The organism is Candidatus Brocadia sapporoensis (assembly GCF_001753675.2).
In the GTDB taxonomy this organism is placed as follows: domain Bacteria; phylum Planctomycetota; class Brocadiia; order Brocadiales; family Brocadiaceae; genus Brocadia; species Brocadia sapporoensis.
The window spans coordinates 48,601-74,117 of sequence record NZ_MJUW02000019.1 but is presented as its reverse complement, the minus strand read 5'-3'; the positions used below and the strand labels follow the sequence as shown (position 1 = coordinate 74,117).

19 protein-coding genes are annotated in these 25,517 nt (G+C 42.7%); all 19 read left to right on the top strand.

Annotated elements, in window-relative coordinates; genetic code table 11:
- Nucleotides 1–72: 72 nt before the first annotated feature.
- The 19 genes from BIY37_RS01350 (at nucleotide 73) to glmS (ending at nucleotide 25,507) form a co-directional block, all read left to right on the top strand.
- The gene (locus BIY37_RS01350; RefSeq protein WP_070066045.1) at nucleotides 73–666 is read left to right on the top strand and encodes a hypothetical protein; all 594 of its coding nucleotides are present in this window, start codon (nucleotides 73–75) and stop codon (nucleotides 664–666) included.
- A 470-nt stretch (nucleotides 667–1,136) separates the two neighbouring features.
- Nucleotides 1,137–4,301 carry an SNF2-related protein gene (locus tag BIY37_RS01345; RefSeq protein ID WP_070066044.1) on the top strand — a complete coding sequence of 1,055 codons (3,165 nt, stop codon included), beginning with the start codon at nucleotides 1,137–1,139 and terminating at the stop codon, nucleotides 4,299–4,301.
- A gap of 13 nt (nucleotides 4,302–4,314) precedes the next feature.
- Nucleotides 4,315–4,626 carry a hypothetical protein gene (locus BIY37_RS01340; protein ID WP_070066043.1) on the top strand — a complete coding sequence of 104 codons (312 nt, stop codon included), beginning with the start codon at nucleotides 4,315–4,317 and terminating at the stop codon, nucleotides 4,624–4,626.
- Between the two features lie 81 nt (nucleotides 4,627–4,707).
- Nucleotides 4,708–6,717 carry a site-specific DNA-methyltransferase gene (locus BIY37_RS01335; RefSeq protein WP_143299118.1) on the top strand — a complete coding sequence of 670 codons (2,010 nt, stop codon included), beginning with the start codon at nucleotides 4,708–4,710 and terminating at the stop codon, nucleotides 6,715–6,717.
- The gene (locus BIY37_RS01330; protein ID WP_070066042.1) at nucleotides 6,714–7,316 is read left to right on the top strand and encodes an endonuclease domain-containing protein; all 603 of its coding nucleotides are present in this window, start codon (nucleotides 6,714–6,716) and stop codon (nucleotides 7,314–7,316) included. Before BIY37_RS01335 ends, BIY37_RS01330 begins: the two co-directional genes overlap by 4 nt.
- Before the next feature lie 136 nt (nucleotides 7,317–7,452).
- Nucleotides 7,453–8,514, top strand: a complete 1,062-nt coding sequence (locus BIY37_RS01325; RefSeq protein ID WP_070066064.1) for a Fic family protein — start codon at nucleotides 7,453–7,455, stop codon at nucleotides 8,512–8,514.
- Nucleotides 8,515–8,533: 19 nt separating this feature from the next.
- Nucleotides 8,534–11,305: a DEAD/DEAH box helicase family protein gene (locus BIY37_RS01320; protein WP_080324765.1), complete on the top strand. Its 2,772-nt coding sequence runs from the start codon at nucleotides 8,534–8,536 to the stop codon at nucleotides 11,303–11,305.
- Nucleotides 11,306–11,638: 333 nt separating this feature from the next.
- Nucleotides 11,639–12,976 (top strand): glutamate--tRNA ligase, encoded by a 1,338-nt coding sequence (gene gltX, locus BIY37_RS01315; RefSeq protein WP_070066041.1) that lies wholly within the window; start codon nucleotides 11,639–11,641, stop codon nucleotides 12,974–12,976.
- A 79-nt stretch (nucleotides 12,977–13,055) separates the two neighbouring features.
- On the top strand, nucleotides 13,056–13,637 hold the full coding sequence (gene thpR / locus BIY37_RS01310; protein ID WP_179129209.1) for an RNA 2',3'-cyclic phosphodiesterase: 582 nt from the start codon (nucleotides 13,056–13,058) through the stop codon (nucleotides 13,635–13,637).
- 57 nt (nucleotides 13,638–13,694) lie between these two features.
- Nucleotides 13,695–14,786 (top strand): recombinase RecA, encoded by a 1,092-nt coding sequence (gene recA, locus BIY37_RS01305; RefSeq protein WP_070066039.1) that lies wholly within the window; start codon nucleotides 13,695–13,697, stop codon nucleotides 14,784–14,786.
- Between the two features lie 11 nt (nucleotides 14,787–14,797).
- Nucleotides 14,798–17,467, top strand: a complete 2,670-nt coding sequence (gene alaS / locus BIY37_RS01300; protein ID WP_070066038.1) for an alanine--tRNA ligase — start codon at nucleotides 14,798–14,800, stop codon at nucleotides 17,465–17,467.
- Nucleotides 17,468–17,770: 303 nt separating this feature from the next.
- On the top strand, nucleotides 17,771–17,998 hold the full coding sequence (rpmF, locus tag BIY37_RS01295; protein WP_080324764.1) for a 50S ribosomal protein L32: 228 nt from the start codon (nucleotides 17,771–17,773) through the stop codon (nucleotides 17,996–17,998).
- Nucleotides 17,999–18,001: 3 nt separating this feature from the next.
- Nucleotides 18,002–19,018, top strand: a complete 1,017-nt coding sequence (gene plsX, locus BIY37_RS01290) for a phosphate acyltransferase PlsX (RefSeq protein ID WP_070066037.1) — start codon at nucleotides 18,002–18,004, stop codon at nucleotides 19,016–19,018.
- A gap of 46 nt (nucleotides 19,019–19,064) precedes the next feature.
- Nucleotides 19,065–20,054, top strand: a complete 990-nt coding sequence (locus BIY37_RS01285) for a beta-ketoacyl-ACP synthase III (RefSeq protein ID WP_070066036.1) — start codon at nucleotides 19,065–19,067, stop codon at nucleotides 20,052–20,054.
- Complete coding sequence (fabD, locus tag BIY37_RS01280; RefSeq protein ID WP_070066035.1) at nucleotides 20,048–21,007, top strand: ACP S-malonyltransferase; 960 nt, start codon at nucleotides 20,048–20,050, stop codon at nucleotides 21,005–21,007. Before BIY37_RS01285 ends, fabD begins: the two co-directional genes overlap by 7 nt.
- A 17-nt stretch (nucleotides 21,008–21,024) precedes the next feature.
- Nucleotides 21,025–21,258, top strand: a complete 234-nt coding sequence (locus tag BIY37_RS01275; protein ID WP_070066034.1) for an acyl carrier protein — start codon at nucleotides 21,025–21,027, stop codon at nucleotides 21,256–21,258.
- Nucleotides 21,259–22,503 carry a beta-ketoacyl-ACP synthase II gene (gene fabF / locus BIY37_RS01270; RefSeq protein WP_070066033.1) on the top strand — a complete coding sequence of 415 codons (1,245 nt, stop codon included), beginning with the start codon at nucleotides 21,259–21,261 and terminating at the stop codon, nucleotides 22,501–22,503.
- 148 nt (nucleotides 22,504–22,651) lie between these two features.
- Nucleotides 22,652–23,662, top strand: a complete 1,011-nt coding sequence (lpxD, locus tag BIY37_RS01265; RefSeq protein WP_070066032.1) for a UDP-3-O-(3-hydroxymyristoyl)glucosamine N-acyltransferase — start codon at nucleotides 22,652–22,654, stop codon at nucleotides 23,660–23,662.
- Between the two features lie 18 nt (nucleotides 23,663–23,680).
- Nucleotides 23,681–25,507: a glutamine--fructose-6-phosphate transaminase (isomerizing) gene (gene glmS, locus BIY37_RS01260; RefSeq protein ID WP_070066031.1), complete on the top strand. Its 1,827-nt coding sequence runs from the start codon at nucleotides 23,681–23,683 to the stop codon at nucleotides 25,505–25,507.
- Nucleotides 25,508–25,517: the final 10 nt, after the last annotated feature.

Genomic DNA, 25,517 nt, shown 5'->3' with positions numbered 1-25,517 from the left:
AAGAAATTATGATACAGTTCATGGTAAAATCGAATCGAAACACCTTTTATAATTTTTGTAAGGAGTGTAACTATGAAGAAAACAGTTTTAACGGCCTTCATTAGTGTAATTGTTTTTACAGGGCTAAGCCGTGCCCAGGACTCGCCAGGGACAATCGTTGAGAAATACCTCGAAGCAGTACGAAACAACGATTATGAAAGGGCTTATTCTTTCATCTCTGGGTCGGATACCACAATTATCCATTGGCTGAAACTCATACAGTATATTAAAAAGATAACTCCATTAAGGCTTACTGAAATTATTGATCTTGCCCATAATGCTGCACGGCAGGAGATTACAAGCACTTCTTTAAGCGATAGCACCTGCCAGATAAAAATTCACTCCATGATTCCTGACATGGAGGAAACTCTGAGGATTACACAGAATCCGGAAGAAATCAAGTCGCTTTTAGCCCGTGGTGGATTGCCTATGAAAGAGAGGAGTGGGGAGTGCACACTGATAATAGAAGATGGTATGTGGAGGATTTCAAAAGTTAAGGGTATTTCCTCGGACCAGGCTGCAGATATTGCCACAAATTTTGCTGAACTTATTTTGGGTAAGGATGAAGCGGAAGAGATTAAGATAAAAATTGATGTGTTTATTAGGTTACAGGATAGGGACTCATAATTTTACAAGACCAGAGCAAGTGCCAAAAAAAGCCAGAGCTAAAAAGTCTTGTGTCTCATAACCCTGCAACTTAATGCATACCGCAGCAATAAGAGTAATTCATATGCTCAAGTGTTACTCTGTAAAAGCACCTTTTTTATGGGAATATGTAGTCTTTGAACAAGGCATAGATGACGAGGGTAAAGATAGCCGACTGTTTTGAGCTAAAGCAAGAGGCAAATTTTTCAGAAACGTATTTAACAGAGGAATGTTTGCAGAAAAAATACTCAAATCCTTTGCTCCTGTTATTGGTTGATTGAAAAATTCACGCGTGCAATTGATAGCAGGAGCAAAAGGAATAAGACAAGCACAAAACAAGTCACAAGGCATTGATTTGTAGTAAGTTGAATCGAATTCCACTTATGGCTTAAAAATATTTTTTCATAAACGTTTTTTAACAAAGTAATGATATTTATGTATACTGTCAATCAATGCAAATAACGCCGTATCATGCAAAATATTTTGCATTTGAACTCACAAAACGCAATCCATCGGATAGCGTGCAAAAGCTAGCTTCCTCTCTTTTAGATGCCCGGGTAGATTTAAATCCTCATCAGGTTGAGGCCGCTTTGTTCGCCTTCCATTCCCCGCTTTCTAAAGGCGCTATATTGGCAGATGAGGTTGGTCTGGGGAAAACCATCGAAGCAGGTCTTGTTATCTCTCAAAAATGGGCTGAAAGAAAAAGAAAAATTCTGGTCATTGTGCCATCAAACCTGCGTCAGCAATGGAATCAGGAATTACTGGATAAATTTTTCCTTTCGTCACTCATATTGGAGACATCTTCTTTTAATCAGGGAATTAAAAAAGGGAATCTGAATCCCTTTAACCAGACCGAAATAATTATTTGCTCGTACCATTTTGCCAGGTCAAAAGATGCCTATATCAGAAATATTAACTGGGATTTAGTGGTTATTGATGAAGCCCACCGTTTGAGAAATGTTTACAAACCGCAAAACAAGATTGCCAATGCCGTCAAAAATGCCGTCGCCCATGCCCCAAAAATCCTCCTAACGGCGACACCACTTCAGAATTCTCTCTTAGAACTCTATGGCCTCGTGAGTGTCATTGATGATTATACCTTTGGTGATTTAAAGAGTTTTAAGAGCCAGTTTTCCAGGTTATCCGATGAGAACAATTTTTATAGTCTGAAAGAACGATTAAAGCCTATCTGTATAAGAACACTTCGCCACCAGGTACTGGAATATGTGAAATACACAAATAGAATAGCAATAACACAGGAATTTATTCCATCATCTGATGAACAGAAACTCTATGATCTGGTCTCAGCCTATTTGCAAAGAGAAGACCTTTTTGCGCTTCCGCCGGGTCAGCGGCAACTGATGACTCTGATTCTGAGAAAATTACTGGCATCATCTACTTTTGCAATATCGGGTACACTGGAAGCCCTGGCAGATAAGCTTGAGAATATTGTGAAAAGGCAGAAACAATTAGACGGAGAAGTAGAAAGGTCAATAGCGCAGAACTTTGAAACCTTTGGCGAATTAAAGGACGAATGGCTGGAAGACGAAGAAGAACCGCAGTCACTTCCCGATGAACAGGGGAAGCAATATTCTCCTGAAGAAATCAGGAACATGCAGCAAGAAATTTACGATCTCAGGGAATTTGAACGCCTTGCAAAGTCTATTGCCCGAAACTCAAAGGGTAACGTCCTGCTGACCGCGCTCAAAAAAGGCTTTGCGGAAACCGAACGCCTGGGCGGCAGCAAGAAGGCTATCATCTTCACCGAGTCAACAAGAACGCAGGAATATCTGAAAAACATCCTCGAAAATACAGAATTTAAAGGGAAAATAGTCTTGTTCAACGGATCTAACAACGACTCAGAATCCCGTGAGATTTATCAGCGTTGGCTGGAAAAGCATAATGACACCGATGCGATAACAAATTCAAAGACAGCAAATTTACGCGCCGCAATAGTTGATCACTTTAAAGACGAGGCGGTAATTATGATAGCGACCGAGGCGGCAGCCGAAGGTATCAACCTGCAATTTTGTTCCTTGGTGGTAAATTACGACCTGCCATGGAACCCGCAGCGTATCGAGCAAAGGATTGGGAGATGCCATCGCTATGGACAGAAGTTTGACGTGATTGTAGTAAATTTTTTAAATAAAAACAATGCGGCAGACCAGAGGGTTTATCAGATATTGGACGAAAAATTCAGGCTTTTCAGCGGTGTCTTTGGCGCAAGCGACGAGGTATTGGGAAGCATCGAATCCGGGGTTGATTTTGAAAAACGCATTGCGCAGATTTACCAGGATTGCAGGACTCCGGAGGGGATACAGTTTTCTTTTGACCAGTTGCAAAAGGAATTAGAGGAACACATCGAAGATCGCCTGAAAACTGCCAGACAAAAGCTTCTGGAAAATTTTGATGAAGAAGTGCACGAAAAATTAAAGGTAAGCCTGCGTGAAAGCAGGGAATACCTGACACGGTATGAAAACTGGTTATGGCAGATTACCAAATACTACCTTGCCTCTTATGCGGATTTTGTAACAAACGAATACTCGTTTACCTTGCGGAAAAATCCATTTGCAGGCGAAAAGATACATCCAGGCCCTTACAAGCTTGGAAGGAGCATCGGCGACGTCAATATTTACAGAATCGGACACCCCTTAGCGCAGCGTATTATTGAACGGTGCAAATCTTTTCAAGATGAAGCCCCGATAAACAGCCTAAGCGGACTGATTTTCAATTATTCAGATTCATCCACGAAAATTTCCATACTTGAGTCATTTGTTGGAAAATCTGGTTATTTATCAGTAATCAACCTGACTATTCATTCGTTTGAAACCGAAGATCATGTCCTACTCTGTGGGATTACTGATGAAGATTTAGAAATGGATGCGGAGCAATGCAGAAGGCTGTTTTCACTGCCTGCAACAATAAGTCCTTTTCCGGAAAATAAACCCACCCCTTGCCCCTCCCAAGAGGGGAATAAGACGGGAATATCTCAAGAGGGGAATAAGACGGGAATACTTCACGAGGGGAATAAACATACCTCCAATCCCCTCGTTCGACTGAGTGCTCACGACGAAGGCTCGAGAGTGGAGCATAAGAGTTTTCTCTCGGGAGGGGAGCGCAAAAGTCCCCTCTTGGGAGGGGATTTAGGGGTGGGTAATATCGAAGGAGACTCAGGGGTTGGTAATATGGAAGGAGAGTTCGGGTCATATTATCATGTCATGAGTCATATGACTCAAATAGCCCAAAGACAGCAAGCCGAAATCCTGCAGATGAATGCAGAACGCAATGCAGGTTACTTTGATACCGAGATGGAAAAATTAGACACGTGGGCAGAAGATGTGAAAAGCAGTATGGAAATTGAATTGAAAGAATTAGATAAAGAGATAAAATGTCGCAAAACGGAAACAAAAAAAATCCTGAATCTGGAGGAAAAGGTAAATACTCACCGGCAGATAAAAGAAATGGAAAAGAAACGAAATACCTTACGTCTGAGCCTATACCAGGCACAGGATGAGGTAGATAACAAAAAAGAGCAACTCATTGAAGAAATTGAGGTGCGGTTGAAACAGAAAATGGAAACAATAGAACTGTTTATGGTCAGGTGGAAGGTTATATGATTGTGAGTTGATTATGGTAGCCGTAGTGCAAAAAAGAACCTGCAGGGTAAGATTACAAAGCAAGGGATTTGACAGGGTTTTTAGTATAGAAAAAAATCTTGAACTATTCGATGAGATTGGGCATACCATAAAAAAAATTTCATCTCTGCTTCCAGGTATCTGGCCGCCTGACTTAATTGAAGCAGATGATAAAAATGTTCGCATAGGCTTGATCGGAATACCCAAAGTTGGCGACGGATTCCGATCGATTGAAAATCATGTGTATCCTGAATCCTGCACTTATGCAAGATTCAGGTATTTATTTACCATTGATAAAAATAAATAAAAAAGAAGTTCTTATTTCACAAGCAGTTAGATAAAATTTATTTTCCTACAGGGAAAATAGAAGGTCGTACAGTAAAGGATTATGACCAACAAACCCCAAAGACTTGAACTAACATGGATAGGCAAGGATAACCAGCCAAAGCTGGAGCCGCGCATATTGATTGAAGACCCTGAAAAGTCTTATGGGGATAAAAATAGTGAAAACATGCTTATTTATGGTGACAATCTCCTTGCCCTCAAAGCCCTTGAGCAGGACTTTGCCGGAAAAATCAAATGCATCTATATTGATCCGCCATATAACACAGGTAATGCCTTTGAACACTATGATGACGGGCTGGAGCATTCAATATGGCTTTCTTTAATGCGTGATAGATTGGTTGTTCTTAAAAACCTACTAAGTCCAGATGGATTAATATGTTGTCATATTGACGACTCAGAAGGACATTATCTAAAAGTTCTTATGGATGAAATATTTGAAAGAAGCAACTATCTAACTACACTTTATATCCAAGTCAGGTATCCAGAAAAAACTCTTAAACAAGATATGGATTATCATAAAGAGATTGAACAAATCCATGTTTACAGGAAGAAGTATGGTGCAAAACCAAATTTGAATGAAAAGCAAGGCTCTTTTGATAAATTCAATTTTTACGTTGAGGAATTAGGAGCTGGAACTGAGACAACGCTTGGAGGGAAAAAAGTTTTTATTTTCAAAAAGGGAGAGTATAGGATAGTTCAGAAAGAAGGTTCTGCTTTAGGCTTAAAAGAAATATGGGCGACCGGAACTATTTTAGATGGGAATTCATCTGGTAGGTTTTTTAGAGATTATTTTTCCGGTAGAGTTGAGCAAGATGGGTTAGGAGTTTTGTATAAAGTTTATGGAATAGGTGATGATAGTTTTGGTTATCGATATTTTACTGGACCACAACGAACTGGAGCGACTAAAGGGAAATACTATCAAGGTGTACCAAAATCACAACTTGAAAACCCCGAACTAAAACAAACAACCCCAATAGAGAACTTTTATGACCTTGCTGGTAGTTTTGGAAACTGCCGAACGGAAGGGTCAGTTGACTTCAGGGGTGGAAAAAAGCCTGAAATATTAATTCATCGTATCTTGTCACACTTTAGTAACCCCGGCGATATCGTCCTTGACTCCTTTCTTGGTTCCGGTACCACCGCAGCAGTTGCTCACAAAATGAACCGCCGTTGGATTGGTATTGAACTTGGCGAGCATTGTCATACCCACTGCCTGCCTCGACTGAGAAAGGTGGTTGACGGCACGGATCAGGGCGGCATATCAAAGATTGTACACACCCCAGGCTCCTCTCAAGTGAGGAACGAACCCACCCCTAGCCCCTCCCAAGAGGGGAATAAAAAAGTCCCCTCCTCGGAGGGGAAACAGGGGTGGGTTGGCGGCGGTGGTTTCAAGTATTACTACTTAGCCCCAAGTCTGTTGAAAAAGGACAAACATGACAACTGGATTATTGACGAACGTTATAATGCCGATATGCTTGCCGCAGCTATGGCAAAACACGAAGGCTTTAGATACTGTCCGGATGAGCATATTTACTGGAAGCAAGGCCGTTCAACGGAAAAGGATTATATCTTTATCACTACGCAGTTTGTCACGGTGCAGTTCTTAGATAAAATTCGCGAGGAGATGAAACCGGACGAAAGCCTCCTGATTTGTTGTAAATCCTTCCAGGAGGCTTGCGAAAATCGTTATACCAATATCACCATAAAAAAGATTCCCAAGATGTTGCTTGGAAGATGTGAATTTGGGAAAGAAGATTATAGTCTGAATATTGTCAATTTGCCTGAACCCACCCCTGACCCCTCCCAAGAGGGGAATTTAAAAAAAGAGACCTCCCAGGAGGGGAATTTGAAGAAGAACCCCTCCCAGGAGGGAAATAGCAACACAGAGAACTCACCTCTGTCGGGGAATACAGAAAGTCCCCTCTTGGGAGGGGATTTAGGGGTGGGTAATACCGGAGGGGATGCAGGGGTGGATAAATCAGGCAAAGGAAAAAAGCCTCAAAAAGATAATAACTCCAGAAGCCATAATAAACAGAGAAAACTATTCGAATGAAAAGAAAAGTCATTTTACCATATAACCCAAAGTTAAAAGAAGTTGCACGACGCTTGAGAAAAAGCGGTACTTTGTCCGAGGTGCTTTTATGGAGATATTTAAAAGGAAAGAAAGTTCTGGGATATGATTTTGATCGTCAAAAACCTATTGATAATTTTATTGTAGATTTTTTCTGTAATGAACTGATGTTAGCAATTGAAATTGATGGTGTCAGTCATGAAAACAAGGGCGAAGAAGATGGAGCACGGCAATCAAGATTGGAATCTCTTGGTGTGAGATTCCTGCGGTTTTATGATTCAGATATAAAGGAGAATATTCAAGGTGTTTTGTGGGTTATTGAGGATTGGATTCGAAAGCACAAAGACGAACCCACCCCTTGCCCCTCCCAAGAGGGGAAGAAATTCGCTCCCGATCTCTTCCATGAGTGGAATACAGAAAATCCCCTCTCGGGAGGGGATTTAGGGGTGGGTAATACCGGAGGGAATGCAAAGGCGGGTAATATCCATATTGACTGTGTGCGTACCAGTGCTCAGGGTAATATTGAAGAGGATGCAAGGTTGGGTAAGTCCGGTAAAGGGAAAAGGTCTAAAAAACCCTAAGTTCATCATAAACAGAGAAAACTATTCGAATGAAACGAAAATTCATTTTGTCATATAATTCAAAGTTAAAAGAAGTTGCACGTTGTTTAAGAAAAAGTGGCACTTTGTCCGAGGTGCTTTTGTGGAGATATTTACCATGAAAACCCTTCAAATCTTTGAATCAGCAGCGCAATTTATCCCACAGATTACAGCATGGCATCTTGCCGATCTTGGAGAGTGTCTTGGCAAGCAAAAACTTTACGAGCGGCAGTCACCGCAGAAATTGAAGGCATTGAAAGAGCATGCCATTATTGAAAGCGCAGTGTCATCCAACAGGATTGAAGGAGTCAATATTGACCCTGCAAGGGTAAGGGAAGTGGTATTTGGCGAGGCGCATTTACGGGACAGAGACGAAGAAGAGGTGCGTGGCTATCGTAAGGCGCTTGAACTTATCCATACACAGTCCCGTTCTCTCAGGGTGTCGGAGGAAACAATTTGTGAACTTCACAGGTTAACGAGAGCCGGCATAGGCGATGCAGGAAATTATAAAAGCAGAGACAGCGACATCATAGAACGGTACTCTAATGGGAGAACGCGTATCCGTTTTAATACGGTTACAGCGAACAAAACCCCGGGGTATATGAAGCTGTTAGTAAAGTCATGGGAAGATTGCATTCGGGAGCGCTGGACACATCCTTTAATTGCACTGGCAGCGTTCAATCTGGATTTTTTATGTATACATCCATTCCGTGACGGAAATGGAAGGGTTTCACGCCTGCTTATGCTTTTGCAGTGTTATCATCTTGGGTATGATGTTGGCAGGTATATTAGCCTTGAGCGCATAATAGAAGAGAATAAACAGCGGTACTATGAAACCCTTGAAGAAAGTTCTAAAGGCTGGCATGAGGGCAAACACGATCCATGGCCGTACCTTAATTTTGTGTTCTTCATTCTTAAAATTGCATATAAGGAGTTTGAAGAGAGAGCCAGCGCTACTGTAAACCCGCGAGGTTCTAAAACAGAGATGGTGCATCATGCTATTCATGCTATAGGGAGTGACTTTACTGTTGCGGATATAGAGAAAAAATGTCCCGCTGTAAGCCGGGATATGATAAGAATAGTGCTTAAAACTATGCAAAAATCCGGTGAAGTTGAATGTGTGGGGCGTGGTCCGGGTGCATTGTGGAAGAAAAAGGGTAATACCTCTAAAAAAGGGTAATAATGAGGGTAATAACTAAATGAACCGTATAGCCGCTGCAATTAAAAATCGTTTAAGCCTTCGCCAGCCGCAGGCAGACAGCCTGAATATACTGGCAGAGCTTACAGACAAGTTAACGTTAAAGAAACACACCCCCAACCCCCTCGTTCGACAGAGTGCTCACGACGAAGTCTCGAGAGGGGAGCTTAAAAGTCCCCTCTTGGGAGGGGATTTAGGGGTGGGTTCTTTCCTTCAACAAGAACTTGAAAAGGTAAAAACCAGTTACCCTACCTGCACGGATTTTGAAAGAAACTTCCCTTCTCTCTGTTTTGCTTTGGCTACCGGTGTGGGAAAGACGCGTTTAATGGGTGCGTTTATTGCGTATTTGTATCTTTCAAAGGGGATGAGGCACTATTTTGTGCTAGCGCCAAATATTACCATTTATAACAAACTCATTGAGGACTTTTCCAATCCGAACTGCCCGAAATATGTGTTTCAGGGGATTGGAGAGTTCGTCCATAACCAGCCCCGCATTATTACCGGCGATAACTACAACGAAATTCATCAGACAAAAATGTTCGTATCTGATATTCATATCAATATCTTTAACATATCCAAAATAAATGCAGAAACAAGAAGCGGCAAACTTCCCCGCATTAAAAGGCTTTCAGAATATATAGGCGATTCTTATTTTAACTATCTTTCAAACCTCGACGACCTTGTTTTGCTGATGGATGAATCCCACCACTACCGTGCAGACAGGGGGATGCAGGTTATTAATGAATTAAACCCGATTTTAGGATTAGAACTTACGGCAACTCCCCAGGTAGAGCGAAGCGGGGGAGCTGTTAAGTTTAAAAATGTTGTGTATGAATATTCATTAGCTAAGGCTATTCAGGACGGTTTTGTGAAAGAGCCGGCAGTGGCGACTCGCAAAGACTTTGACCCATCCCATTATTCTGCCGATGAACTGGACAGGATAAAGCTGGAAGACGGCATTCGTATCCACGAAGACACGAAAGTGGCCTTGGATATTTATGCGCGGGATAATAAGGTAAAACCGGTCAAGCCCTTTGTGCTGATCGTTTCCCAGGATACAACGCATGCGGGTAAATTAAAGCAGTTGATCATTTCAAACGCCTTCTTTAATGGCAATTATGCCGATAAGGTAATGGAGATCCATTCGAACCAGTCAGGGGAAGAAAAAGAGGAAAATATCGAAAAGCTCATTTCGTTAGAAAACCCTGACAATAAAACAGAAATCGTAATTCATGTAAATATGCTGAAAGAAGGCTGGGATGTAACCAATCTCTATACGATCATTCCCTTAAGAACGGCTACGTCTATGACCTTGAGGGAACAGACTATCGGCAGGGGTTTGCGTTTGCCGTATGGAAAGAGAACGGGCGCTGATAAAGTAGATAAGCTTACCGTTGTGGCCCACGATAAATTTCAGGAAATCATTGATGCGGCAAATCAGCCCGATTCTATCATCAGGAGACAAAATATTATCGAAATTGACCCGCAAGAAACTTCCGGGCAAAAAGAGGTAATTACTTCCGTTTCAAATATTGAACAGAAATTAGAGGAAGAACGAAAAAAGATTGAGCTTATCGCTGAACCTGAACAGAAGCAAAGAGCACAAATTGATTTAGAGATCAGAAAGACGATCCTTTCAACGCTTCCGGAACTCAATAATGCGGTGACAAACGTCAATGAATTGTCAAGGGCTGAAATTAAACAAATAGCGGTAGAAAGAATAAAACAAAAGATTTACAGTACTCCTCAGAAAAATTTATTTGCCGCAGAAATGATAAAGGAAGTTGAAGAAGCTTATGAATCAGTGGTACATGATTTTGTGCAGAACATTATCGAAATTCCAAGGATTACTATTCAGCAAAGTAATGAAGTACGGTCGGGCTTTAAGGATTTTGACCTGGATACGAAAAATCTGAATTACCAACCGGTATCGGAAGAAATTTTGATAAAAAAACTTCGTGAGCAGGAAAATAGCATAGATATTATCAGCGGGAAGGGCAGGGGTATACATGACAGTCCGGAAAATATTATTGTTAACGAACTCATGAATTTTCCGGAAATAGACTATGATGTCCAGTCTGATTTGTTATTCAAAATAGCAAATCAGGCAATTGAGAAATTCAGGACGTACCTTGATAACGATAAACTGATGAACGTCGTTCAATACAACAAGAGAGAAATTGCAGGATATATCTATTCTCAGTTAATGCAGCATTTTTACTGTGAAGCGCCAAGCTATGAAAAACCGATAGTAAAACCCTTTACAAGGATAGAAGAACACAATTTTTCGAAGTACACGAAAGACAGTATTCATCATTTTACCGAGACAATCACTCCAACCAATGCCATTCCCAATAAGGTATTTCGTGGATTCAGAAAGGCATGCCATAATCTGTATAAATTTGATTCCAAGACAGAAAAAGATTTTGCCGCCATTTTAGAGCAGGACGGGGCAGTTCTGAAATGGCTAAGACCCGCATCGAATCAATTCCACATCTACTGGAAAAACAATTCGAGACAATACAATCCTGATTTTGTCGTAGAAACAAAAGATGCTATTTACCTGGTGGAGACCAAAAAAGAAGGTGATATTGAAACATCTAACGTGCAGGAGAAGGCGCAAGCGGCCTTAGAATATTGCAGGCATGCTACTGATTATACCATTCACAACGGAGGAAAACCCTGGAAGTATCTTTTAATACCACACAGTTCAGTAATGATGAATATGAGTTTCGGGATGTTGGTTAGGAGCTATGAATACCAAAGCGGATAATTTACCGGAGTTTCAGCGATTCTGACAATCCGCCCAATACTCTGAGACGCTCTTTATGGCTGAACGCAAGTTTTATCGCTTCTATCTCCCGGGGGACGGCGCAATTCGGCAGATTTTCAATGGTACGTTTCTGATCGTCCTCTTCCTTGCGACACGATTCTTGCAGGAGATTGGTAATTCGAAATCCTTTTTTAAAAACATGTTGAAAAAATCCTCAATCAGTTCCTGCTTAACCTTCTATTACATACCAATAAATCGCTTGACACTTTTATTCCGGATTCGTTATCATACTCTTTTCTAAATTTCACAGAATTTATCGTTAAGGAAGAAGGTTTGAGCTCTCACGTCAAGGTTCGTTTTGCGCCCAGCCCCACGGGCTACCTCCATATCGGCGGGGCACGGACAGCCCTTTTTAACTGGCTTTTTGCACGCCATAATAAGGGTGTTTTTCTCTTACGTATTGAAGATACCGATCAGCAACGTTCTACCGAAGAGGCCACACAAGCCATCCTCGATAGTATGAAGTGGCTGGGGTTAGACTGGGACGAAGGCCCCTATTTTCAAAGCCAACGGCTCCCTGCGTACAAGCAATATGCGGAGAAATTGGTGGCAGAGGGAAAGGCTTTTTATGATACCGATGCCGAAGGACGCAAAGCGATACGTTTTAAGATGCTGGATGGAATGACGGAGATTAATGACCTTATCCACGGCATCATTACCTTTGATACCTCCCTCATTGAGGACTTTGTCATACTCAAGGCCGATGGCTTTCCCACCTACAATTTTGCCTGTGTTGTGGATGATGCTGAGATGGGGATTACCCATATTATCCGGGGAGACGATCATATATCGAATACACCAAAGCAGATCGCCCTTTACAAGGCTTTTGGATTTAAAACTCCGGAATTTGCCCATATCCCTATGATCCTTGGGGAAGACGGGTCAAGATTAAGTAAGCGCCATGGGGCAACTTCTGTCACAGAATATCGGGATAAGGGCTATTTGCCGCACGCCCTGGTAAATTTTCTTGCACTCCTGGGATGGTCGCCGGGAAATGATGTGGAAATTTTATCGATTCCGGAAATGATAGAGAAATTTACCTTGAAACGCGCAAATAAGACGAGCGCACAGTTTAACAACACGAAGCTCGATTGGATGAACGGTCAATATATCAAAAACACCCCGGTAGAACGGTTAGCGCCCGAAACGAAAAGGTTTTTTGAAAAGGCTGGGATTGATATGGCAAAGATCGCCGAGGGATGGTTGTTCGATCTGGTGGAACTGTATCACGACCGGTTCAAAACCTTTCAGGATTTCCTGAATCAGACAAGATTCTTTTTTACCGACACAATCGAGTACGATCAGGCTGCCGTAACGAAATTCCTTAAGAGAGAAGGAGTAGGAGAGTTGTTGAGAGAGGTGTATGCCGCTGTTTCTCCAATTGATAATTTTGACAAAAAAAATATCGAGGACTCTCTGCGTAATTTGACCGAAAAGCTTGGTGTCGGATTTTCCAAGCTTGCACAACCCATGAGAGTGGCCATTACAGGAAAGAGTGTGAGCGCTGGCATTTTTGAAACTATGGAACTTCTGGGAAAGGAAAAGACAACAAAAAGGCTCGATTATGCAATGAAAAATCTGTGTGCAACATCAGAGACGATTCAATTCTGACCTAAAAAGCAACCGCAGATTCCATTTAGTTTTATAAAGCTTTCTTGTCGTCTGTGCAATCTTTGGTTTCATGCGTTATATGTTACTAGCTTATCTTATGAATGTAAGGCTCTTTGTTGCTGTTGAAATTACTGAAGAAATCCAAAAAAGGTTATCGGCCTTTCAAAATGCCTTAAAAAAAGCCGGTGCGGATGTGAGCTGGGTCGCCCCCGAAAACCTTCATATTACACTAAAATTTATTGGCGCACTTGACGAAGAAAAAATAGAGTCCGTTACCGCCATAATAAAAGAAGCTATGGCTCATATCAAGCCGTTTGATCTACATTACCGGGGAGTGGGTACTTTTCCTACGGAGAAGAAGCCTCGGGTTGTTTTTGCTGACGTAATAGACGAAAGAGGGGTTTTGGCACAAATCCATGAAAGACTTGGCAATCAATTCGTGGCGTTAGGTGTGGAGCATGAGAATCGCAAATTTAGTGCACACCTCACCGTAGGGCGCATAAAGACGCTCAGAAACGTAAGGAGACTTGCAGAAAAACTAGATTCGTACCATGAGTTTGATTTTGGGTCAGAGCATGTGACGCAGGTGGCTCTGATGAAGAGCGACCTTTTACCGGACGGACCTGTATATACGAAGTTACAGAGTATTGAATTGGATTAACGTTCAAGAATTTCAAACCGGTGATTTAACAAGCGCGGCTTTTTATATGGGTGAATTATGATATCAAAACCAGAAGATGCAGATAAAGAAAAGCGACATCAGGCACTAGAACGGGCAATCTCACAAATTGAGAAACAGTACGGAAAAGGGACGATCATGAAGCTGGGTGGACAGACGAGGGTCGACGTTTCTACCATCTCAACCGGTGCATTGTCTCTGGATCTTGCCCTGGGCGTTGGGGGTATTCCGCGGGGAAGGGTTATCGAGATCTTTGGCCCTGAATCTTCAGGCAAAACCACTCTGACGCTCCATATTATTGCAAATGCACAGAAAGAGGGTGGTATGGCAGCCTTCATTGATGCTGAGCATGCCCTTGACCCTGATTATGCAAAGAAATTAGGAGTAGACCTGAATAATCTTATGGTTAACCAGCCCGACACCGGAGAGCAGGCGCTTGAGATCGCTGAATTGCTGGTGAGGAGCAATGCCGTGGATATTATTGCTGTTGATTCTGTAGCGGCTCTTGTTCCCCGCGCTGAAATTGAAGGGGAGATGGGTGATGCTCATGTGGGGCTACAAGCCAGGCTTATGTCGCAGGCATTACGAAAACTAACGGGTTGCATCTCAAAATCTCACACCAGTGTTATTTTTATTAACCAGATTCGTGAAAAGATCGGGGTTATGTATGGTGGAAATCCGGAAACAACTCCCGGCGGCAGGGCATTAAAATTCTATTCCTCGGTACGTATCGATATCCGAAGGATTGGCAGCATAAAAGACGGTGAGGCAACTATTGGGAACCGGGTACGCGCCACAATTGCCAAAAACAAAGTTGCTGCCCCTTTCAAGAAGGCGGAGTTTGATATCTTATATAATACCGGTATATCCCGTGGGGGAGATATCATAGACCTTGGAGTCGAACATCAGATTATTGAAAAGTCGGGGACCTGGTTTTCTTACGGTGAAATTCGATTGGGGCAGGGCAGAGAAAATTCCCGGCAGTTTATTGAAGGAAAACCAGAATTAATGAAAGAGCTTGAGCAATCTATCTTGAAAAAAATAAAACCGGACATGGTCATAGAAAAGACCACCGAAAAAGCTCCCGAAAAAACAAAGGTTGAGCCCGTCTCTAAAAAGAGCGAAAAATAACTGGATTGTTTATGAATACCAACGAAATTCGTAATAAATTTCTTACATTCTTTGAAAAGAAGTCGCATGTAATCTGGCCCAGCGACTCATTGGTTCCACAGAACGATCCGACGATCCTCTTTACCGGCGCCGGAATGAATCAGTTCAAAGACATGTTTTTGGGTAAAGGGAATTTGCCTTTCAAGAGGGCAACCACTTGCCAGAAATGCCTCCGGACGGGTGATATTGACAATGTGGGCAAGACGGCCTCTCATCATACTTTTTTTGAAATGCTGGGTAATTTTTCTTTTGGAGATTATTTTAAAAAAGAAACGATTGAATGGGCATGGGAATTTCTGGTGCAGGAATTAGGCATGCCGGAAAATCGCCTGAGTGTCAGTGTTTATAAGGACGATCAGGAGTCATACGAAATTTGGGATAGACATATTGGAATACCACGGTCAAATATTTATCAATATGGTGAAAAAGACAATTTTTGGCCAGCGAATGCGCCCCTCTTAGGGCCTAACGGACCTTGCGGCCCGTGTTCTGAAATATTCTTTGATCAGGGAGAAAAAGTCGGCTGTGGAACAAAAGGATGCGATCCAGCCTGTGATTGCGACCGGTTTGTAGAAATATGGAATCTTGTATTCACGCAATATAACCGCACGGAAGGCGGCAAACTGGTACCATTGCCTCATAAAAATGTTGATACGGGCATGGGACTGGAAAGAATGGCGCGTGTCATGCAGGGAGTACAAACCAACTTCGACATAGACATCTTTCGTCCTATTATCAAATCCTTAGAAGAAATTGCCCACATAAAATATAACGGACAAAGTGAACATGCTATACTTATGCGTCGAATTGCAGACCATGTGAAGGCGTGCGTGTTTTGCATCTCTGATGGTGTTCTGCCTGGCAATGAAGGACGCGGCTATGTCGAGAGACGACTGTTACGGCGTGCTATACGAGATGGCACGCAGTTGGGTATAAAAGACTGCTTTTTATACAAACTGGTACCGATTGTCGGCAATGTCATGCAGGAATACTATCCCGATATTAAGCAGCGCAGGGAAAACATTGCGAGGGTTGTGAAAAGTGAAGAAGAGAAATTCCATGAAACTTTAGAACTGGGGACAGCCAGACTGAAAGAATGGATGGATACGTTGCAAAAGAACCAGCAAAAAGTCTTGTCTGGACAGGAAGCCTTTAAATTATACGATACGTATGGTTTCCCTCTGGATATGACAGAATTGATTCTCAGTGAGAAGGGATTTACGGTAGATAAGGATGGTTTTGAGAACGAACTCAAGAAGCAGCGGATACAGGCAAGGACATCATCACAGATGACCGGGCAGGTCTTTGATACAGGGCCATTGAGCAGGATAAAAGAACTTTCGAAAGGTACCGAGTTTCTTGGTTACCAGGCAGATGCCTGTGAAGCGAAGATAATTGCTCTTATCCAGGGCGATCAACTCGTTGAAGTGGTCACTGTCGGGGAAGAAGTTACGGTTGTTTTAGATCGGACACCTTTTTACGGAGAATCAGGCGGCCAGGTTGGTGATACCGGGATTCTGGAGTTAAATGGAAATCAGGTCAAAATTACCGATACGAAAAAGAACAATGACTTCATCCTGCACATAGGAAAAGTGATAAAGGGAGACATTCGAAAAGAGGGTCTGGTTCATGCCAAAATTGACATTCAGCGAAGGAACTCCATTCGGAAAAACCATTCAGCAACACATATTCTCCACTTTGCCTTGAGAAAAGTGATCGGTCAGCATGCAGAGCAATCAGGATCACTGGTTACACAGGACCGGCTGCGTTTTGATTTTCATCATTTCTCAGGTTTAACACAAGAAGAGATCATACGAATCGAAGATATCGTTAATGAAATGATCCTGAAAAATGAGCCTGTCGTGGTAAAGGAATTATCTATCCATGAGGCAAGGAATGCTGGTGCTATAGCCTTGTTTGGAGAAAAATACGGCGATTTGGTCAGAATGGTTGCTATAGGCGATTTCAGCAAAGAACTATGCGGTGGCACTCACGTAAATCACTCAGGAGAAATAGGATTGTTGAGAATTATCGGCGAATCGTCCGTTGCTGCCGGGATTAGACGTATTGAAGCAATGACAGGCACCGCAACATTAAACAGGGACAGGGAAAAAGAACGACTTGTCAACGAGATGTGTAGCGCCTTGAATACGAGTGAGGACAAGCTGATTGCAAAGACACAGGACCTGTTAAGTGAATTAAAGAATCTTCAGAAAGAGCTTCACAAGGTCAAACAAAAAGAGATAAGCGGCAAGGTTGACTCTTTCGTTGAGAATGCCAAAGTGGTTTCCGGAGTAAAAATTATTACAAGAAAATTAGAGGATGCAACTGCAGATGATCTCAGAAAAACGGCAGATAGATTAATGAAATCAGCCAAAGACATGGCTATTATATTAGGAACTGCACAAAACGGACGGGTAACAATCATTGCTGCCTTGAGCCCGGCTCTCGTCAAGTGCGGTTTGCATGCGGGGAACATCTCAAAGGAAATTGCAAAAGTGGTTGGCGGAGGGGGAGGAGGCAGGCCAGATATGGCACAGGCAGGAGGGCAATGGCCAGAAAAACTCGATGAAGCGCTGAGTTTTGCCACCGAATTGTTAAGGGAAAAAATCCTTGCCGGAGTAAGCCTGTCTGCAGAATAGAGTACCCGTAAAAAACATTTCATACAATATAAACAATCACTGGTATGTAATTGAGAACCGATCAGGGTCTTTGAGTTTTTACTTGACATTGAATGTGATTATATATAAAATTCTCCGTTTGAAATTATTTGAATCCTGTAGCTATCTATTTTTTTAACTTAAGAGAAATAAGAGATTTACAATAAAATAACAAAGAGAATTATGTTAGGATATCAAAAGAAAAAATAAGAGAAATAGTATAAAACTTTTGCATTCTGGTATCCTCACTGTGAAAGGTCGTATAAAATTTTTTAGAGGTGATACATGCCTAATCCAAAGAGAAGATTTTCAAATTCAAGAACTCGTAAAAGACGTACGCACGACAAATTAACTCCGCCGGTTATTCCGCTTGCTGAAAATATCGAAAAAGGCAGTGGTATACGGTCGAAGCGGTATATTTGTTCCCATTGCAAGCAGGTAAATCAACCACACACGGTTTGTCATAATTGCGGCTATTACCGGGGTAAGCAGGTCATTTCGGTTGGAATGTAAGCCATGAAGGTTGCGGTAGATGCAATGGGAGGGGACAAGGCTCCCCACGAGATTGTTAAGGGTTCCATCCTGGCTGCACAGCAATTTCAGGATAGCGAGATTCTGTTGGTTGGCGATGGAAAAGCGATACAGCGAGAGCTGGAATCTTACCGAACCATCCCGAAAAATATTACTACGCATCACGCATCTCAAGTGGTTGGCATGGAAGACCCTGCTACGTATTCCATACGTCAGAAAACAAATTCATCAATCACGCAAACTGTCGGGCTTGTGGCAAAAGGCGAAGCAGTCGCTGCCGTGAGTGCGGGCAATACCGGCGCAGTGGTTGCTGCAGCGACATTGCATTTGCGGACGCTGAAAGGAGTGCGGCGTCCTGGCATTGCCGCTCCATTTCCTACGAGGAGTGGCGTTTGTCTGGTCATTGACGTAGGAGCAAATATTGCCTGTAAACCCATCCATCTCTTTCAGTATGGCGTTATGTCAACCATATTCAGCAAGTGTATCTTCGGTGTAAAAGATCCGCGAGTGGGACTTTTAAATATCGGTGAAGAAGATGCAAAAGGGAATGATCTTGCGAAAGAAACATTTGCCCTTCTCTCACATTCTCAGTTAAACTTTGTAGGAAATATAGAAGGCAGAGAAATATTTGATGGGAAAGCAGATATTATTGTTTGTGAGGGTTTCGTCGGGAACGTCATGTTAAAATTTGCAGAAGGGCTTGCTACAGGGATTTTATCAACGATTAAGGCAGAAGCAATGAAAAGTTTCTGGTCAAAATTAGGTTTATTCTTGTGTAAACCGGCCATTGCTCCCTTAAAGGCCAAAACGGACTTTGCTGAATATGGCGGTGCCCCTTTGCTGGGTGTCAACGGGGTGTGTATTATTTGTCATGGCAGGTCTGATTCCAAAGCAATCCTCAATGCCATAAGGGTCGCATTGCAGTTATCAAAAAATAAAGTCAATGAGCATATTGTTTCTGAACTGGAAAAGGCCGATGCATCTGCGTCAATTGTTATGTAACCGATAAACCATTCATTTAATCTCCTCTGGATATTTAAAATTATACATGCGACAGAATCAAAGGGCGTCTATTACTGGTATAGGTTCCTACCTGCCTGGAAAGGTTCTAACAAACTATGATTTAGAAAAGATGGTTGACACCAGTGATGATTGGATTATCCAAAGAACTGGCATCAAAGAGCGCCGTATCGTTGAAAACGGACAAATAACCTCTGATCTTGCCACTCAGGCATCACTTAAAGCGATGGAAGATGCCGGGGTATATCCTCACGATTTAGACATGATTATTACGTCGACAATTACACCCGACCACTTCTTTCCTTCGACTTCATGCTTTGTACAGCAAAAACTCGGCGCAACCCGGGCGGGTGCGTTTGATATATTAGCCGCATGTGCCGGATTTATTTACGCAATATCCGTCGGACAAAGCTTTGTAAATTCAGGGGCAATGGAGACTGTCCTGGTGATAGGCGCTGAGTGTCTGTCAACGATTACCGACTTTACTGACCGCACTACGTGTGTATTGTTTGGAGACGGAGCCGGTGCTGTTATCATACAAAAAAGCAGCGCAAAACACGAGATTCTTTCTACAAGCCTGGCTGCTGACGGATCACAGGCAGATGTCCTCATCATGCCCGGAGGGGGAGCAAAGACTCCGGCCTCTGTAGAATCGGTACAACAGCGGACACATTATATTCACTTTCGGGGCAAAGAGGTATTTAAACTGGCGATTAACAATATAACAAGTATGATTCTGGAAACGGTAAACAAAAACGGACTTACGATCGAGGATATTGACCTTATTATTCCACATCAGAGCAATCTGAGAATTATTGAAGCGACCATGGAAAAACTTGGATTGCCTATGGAAAAAGCTTTTGTGAATATCGACAAATATGGAAATACCTCATCGGCATCTATTCCCATTGCGATTGACGAGGCAAGAAAGGAAGGGAGGCTCTCCAAGGGAGATCTCGTTATGCTGGTAGCATTTGGAGGTGGGTTGACCTGGGGATCCTCAGTTATTCGATGGTAGAGTGCAAGCAAAAGACAGCATTTCTTTTCCCCGGTCAGGGATCGCAATATGTGGGAATGGGTAAAGATTTCTATACCCACTTCAAAGAAGCGCGAGAGATATTCAATCAGGCTAGTGAAATACTTGGATTTGATATAGCTTCGCTCTGCTTCCATGAAAAACAGGAAGAGTTAAACAAGACATCCCTGTGTCAGCCTGCCATTCTTGTAGTCAGCCTGGCAATATTGGAAGTCGTAAAAAGAAATCCATTCAGTAATGGAAATGAGTGCCATGCAACTGCCGGACTAAGCCTTGGAGAATATACGGCACATGTAGCTGCAGGTTCAATAGCTTTTCAGGATGCGGTGAGGTTGGTATACAAGCGCGGTCTGTTTATGCAGGAAGCGTGTAATGCAAATGCGGGTGGGATGGTTTCTGTTATTGGATTAGCAGACGAAAAGGTGGAACAGATTTGTGCGGAGTTGATGCCGATGGGAATCATTTGTGCAGCGAATTATAATAGCCCGGGGCAAATTGTTATCTCAGGCGAAAAGTCTCTGTTAGAAAAGGCATCCGTTCTCGCTAAGGAAAGAGGAGCAAGAATGGTCGTCCCCTTAAAAGTCGACGGAGCATTTCATTCAGACTTAATGACCCCAGCAAGTGATAAACTTGCAAGGGAACTGGCATCAACGCCAATCTCGCAGCCAAATATTCCTGTTATAGCAAATATTCATGCACGATATGTGAGGGAACCCAACGAGATAAAAACATCATTAACAAAACAATTAAATAGTCCGGTACGGTGGCATCAGTCAATCTCCCGTCTGATACAAGACGGATTTAATCAGTTTTATGAGATTGGACCTGGCAAAACATTGTCGGGGCTCATGAAAAGGATTGACGCTGCCCAGGAAATCAGAAGCATCGACACCATAGATGCCTTTGAAAATATAGGGAAATTGTATTCATTTTAGCATAAGGAGGTAAAATCGTGTCAGCAGTTGAAGATAAGGTCAAAGAGATTATCATAAAACAAATGGGAGTAAAAGCGGAACAGATTACGAAAGAAACGGCATTTATTAACGACTTGGGAGCAGATTCCCTGGATACCGTAGAACTGATCATGGAATTTGAAGACGCCTTTGATATGAATATCCCTGATGAAGATGCGGAAAAGATACGGACTGTTGGGGATGCGGTTAAATACATTGAGGAACACAAATAAATGCAGAAACGGCGAAGGGTTGTTATTACCGGCGTAGGTGCGGTTACCCCTTTAGGGTACGAAAAAGCAGAACTCTGGTCTGCGCTCTGTGAAGGGAAAAGCGGTATAAAACCCATTACTTCTTTCGATACCACTGCTTTTGATGTACACTTTGGAGGAGAAATTAGCGATTTTGAACCTAACCGCTGGCTCGATGTTAAAGATGCCCGGCGGTTAGACCGGTTTGCTCAGTTTGCTATCGTCGCCGCTGTCCTGGCAGTAAAAGATGCTGAGCTTGGTTTAGAAGGCTTCGACAAAACCAGAGCGGGGGTTATCATTGGTTCTGGCATGGGTGGTTTAATAGAACTTGAGGAACAGCATGCAATCCTTCTCAAAAAAGGACCTTCGAGAATATCACCTTTTCTGATTCCCAAATTAATGGTCAACGCCGCCCCGGCACAAGTAGCAATACGATTCGGACTCAAGGGACCGAATTACGCACTGGTAACAGCATGCACTACCGGCGGCAATACCGTAGGAGAGGCCGTCAGGATTATCCAGCGGGGAGATGCAGACATAATGATTGCGGGAAGCTCAGAAGCGGTAATTACTCCTTTGGCAATGGGTGGTTTTATCTCAATGAAGGCTCTTTCTACCCGAAATAATGCACCACAACAAGCAAGCCGTCCCTTTGATAAAGACCGGGATGGTTTCGTCCTTTCCGAAGGCGCCGGTGTTGTTGTGCTTGAAGAATTTGAAATCGCAAAAAAAAGAGGTGCACATATCTATGCAGAGATACTTGGCTACGGACTCAACTCAGATGCATATCATATTGCGGCGCCAGAACCAAACGGTGAAGGCGCTGTGCGATGCATGGTAAGCGCCCTGAATGACGCTCAATGTAATCCGGAAGAAATAGATTACATTAATGCACATGCTACCTCAACTCCAATTGGTGACAACATTGAAATGGAAGCCGTTAAGAAGGTCTTTGGACTACATGCACCCAAAATCCCTATCAGTTCTACAAAATCTATGTTGGGTCACCAACTCGGCGCTTCAGGGAGTGTTGAAATAATCATCTGTACCTTGGCAATTAAGGATGGGATCATACCACCAACCATTAACCATGAGACACCCGACCCCAAATGCGCCGGATTAGACTTTGTCCCCAATGTTGCCCGGAAAAAGAAGATTAAAAATGCACTTTCTAATTCGTTTGGCTTTGGCGGCCACAACGCTTGCATTATTCTTGGGCAGGTATAACCCCATAAACTTACATATAACCATGTCACGTTATCTGTTCCTAAAAATATTAAAAATTTGCAGATGATTCTATTTCTGATATACTAGTGTTCAATGGTAACATTAAAAATGTAAAATGGAATAAACCAAACAATCTCTCTGCAGATACATGAAATTTACCCTTAATGAAATCCATGCTATTCTTGGCGGGAAAATCATTGGTGATGGGAATACCTGCATTACAGGACTTGCTAGCATTGAAGCTGCAAAAGAAGGAGATATAGCCTTTGTCAAGAACGACGTCCTTGTCCCTCAGGCTTTAACATCTCGCGCTGCCGCAATCGTAATACACCGTGAGATTCAGCAACTCAAAAAACCACAAATTATCTTAGAAAATCCAACCCTCTCTTTTACAAAATTTCTGGAGATTGTAGCACAAGAGCGATTTAAACGTCAGGCAGGCATTCATCCTACGGCGGTCATCAGTAAAGAAGCTACCGTGGGAGTAGGAGTTTCTGCCGGTGCACATGTTGTCGTGGAGGACGGAGTAACGATCGGTAATTATGTTGCCATTTATCCAAATACATTTATTGGCAAGGGGAGCCGCATCGGAGACAACTCAGTTATCTACGCCAACGTCTCTATCCGGGAAAACACTATCATTGGGAGGCGGGTTACTATTCATTGCAATAGCGTTATCGGTGATGATGGATTTGGCTATCTTCAATTGAAAAAGAAACACGTAAAGATACCACAAGTTGGAATCGTTGAAATTGGCGATGATGTCGAAATTGGCGCTATGGTAACGATCTGCCGCGCTGCCCTCGACAAAACCATCATTGGAAATGGAGTGAAGATAGACAATCATTCCCATATTGCCCACAATGTTGTTATAGGGGATGACACGATGCTTATTGCATACGCCAAGATTGCAGGAAGTGCTAAAATTGGAAAAAATGTTCTGATTGCTGAAGATGTCGGTATCACTGACCATGCAACAATAGGCGACAACTGCATGATTGGCGGCGGTTCCAAGGTTTATAAAAGTTTAGAGGCTGGCTCAATTGTATGGGGGTCGCCGGCCAAACCGATTGCGGAAGAAAAACGCATTCAGGTAGTAATCAAAAAATTACCAGAAATATATAATACCATTAAAAGACTTGTGAAAACATCACGATAATTTTGAGGACTAAAACCCATGTGCGGAATTGTAGGATATATTGGATATAACAAAGCCGTCACGATTTTGTTGGACGGTATTAAAAGGCTCGAATATCGCGGATACGATTCCTCCGGAATCGCCTTTGTCGAAAATGGCAGCTTAAGGTGCGAAAAAGCCGTAGGAAAAATAGCCGAACTGGAAAAAAAGCTCGATGGTGGCAAATTCAACACCCATATAGGAATTGTTCATACACGATGGGCAACGCATGGCGCTCCGACCATGAACAATGCCCATCCTCATATGGATTGCCACAAACAAATTGCCGTGGTGCATAACGGAATTATCGAGAATTATGATTATCTAAAATCCAGATTGGAAAGGGAAGGACATATCTTTCAGAGCGAAACCGATACCGAGGTATTAGCACATCTCATCGAAAAATATTTTCAGAACAATCTCGAAAAAGCAGTTATGGAGGCATTGAAAGAGGTAGAAGGAACCTATGGAATTGCCGTAATTTCTACGAAAGATCCGAACAAGATCGTAGCCGCAAGAAAGGGATCTCCTCTGGTAATAGGCATTGGTAATAAAGAATACTTTGTCACATCGGATGTCTCTGCTTCCCTTGGGCATACAAGGGATGTGGTGTATCTGGATGATAATGAGGTGGCTATTCTCACCTTGGATCATTACGAAACTAAAACCATACAAAATATCCCTACTTACAAAAAGGTGGAAGAGGTGCTATGGAATATCGATATGATCGAGAAGGGCGGATATGAGCATTTTATGCTCAAAGAGATCCACGAACAACCCCAGGCGTTGCGAAATGTAATGCGCGGAAGAATAGAAACCGACCATGGCCCGATCAAATTGGGAGGCTTATTAAGCTGTGAAAAGGAACTCCGTAAGGCAAAACGTATTATCATTGTCGCCTGTGGCACCTCCTGGCATGCAGGGCTGGTGGGTGAATACATGCTGGAAGAACTGGCACGTATGCCTGTTGATGTTGAATATGCCTCAGAGTTTCGGTATCGAAACCCTGTGATTGAAGAAGATACGGTCGTTATAGCCATAAGCCAGTCAGGTGAAACAGCGGATACGTTAGCAGCAATGCGGGAAGCAAAGCACAAGGGAGCAAAATTGCTTTCTATCTGCAATGTCGTAGGCAGTACGATTGCCCGTGAGGCTGATTGTGGTATTTATTTACATATCGGCCCGGAGATAGGAGTTGCATCCACCAAGGCATTTACTGCCCAGATTACCGTTTTATATCTTTTCACTTTGTATATGATGCATTTGAAACATCCCCATGCCCCGGTATCCTCCGACGCAATTAAGGTTATCCAGTCAATACCCGATAAAATCCAGAACATCCTCGACAGGGAAGAAGAAATTGTGGAACTTGCCCGTATGTATAAAGACAGTGAAAATGCCCTCTATCTGGGCAGAGGATACAATTACCCCGTGGCGCTTGAAGGAGCATTAAAGCTCAAGGAGATATCCTATATTCATGCCGAAGGTTACCCGGCTGCAGAGATGAAACACGGACCTATCGCCCTTATCAACAAGGATATGCCTGTAATCTTTATTGCTACAAAGGATAGTGTCTACGGAAAGATTTTAAGTAATATTGCCGAGGTCAAATCCAGAGGTGGAAGGCTGATAGCAATTGCGACGGAAGGAGACGATTCTATCAGAGGAAAAGTCGATCATGTCTTTTATATTCCGAAGACTTCCGATTGGTTGACACCCATTCTTTCTGTAATACCACTCCAGTTACTGGCGTACCATATGGCAGTCATGCGTAATTGTGATGTCGACAAACCCAGAAATCTTGCCAAAAGCGTAACCGTTGAATAAGACGATTGTC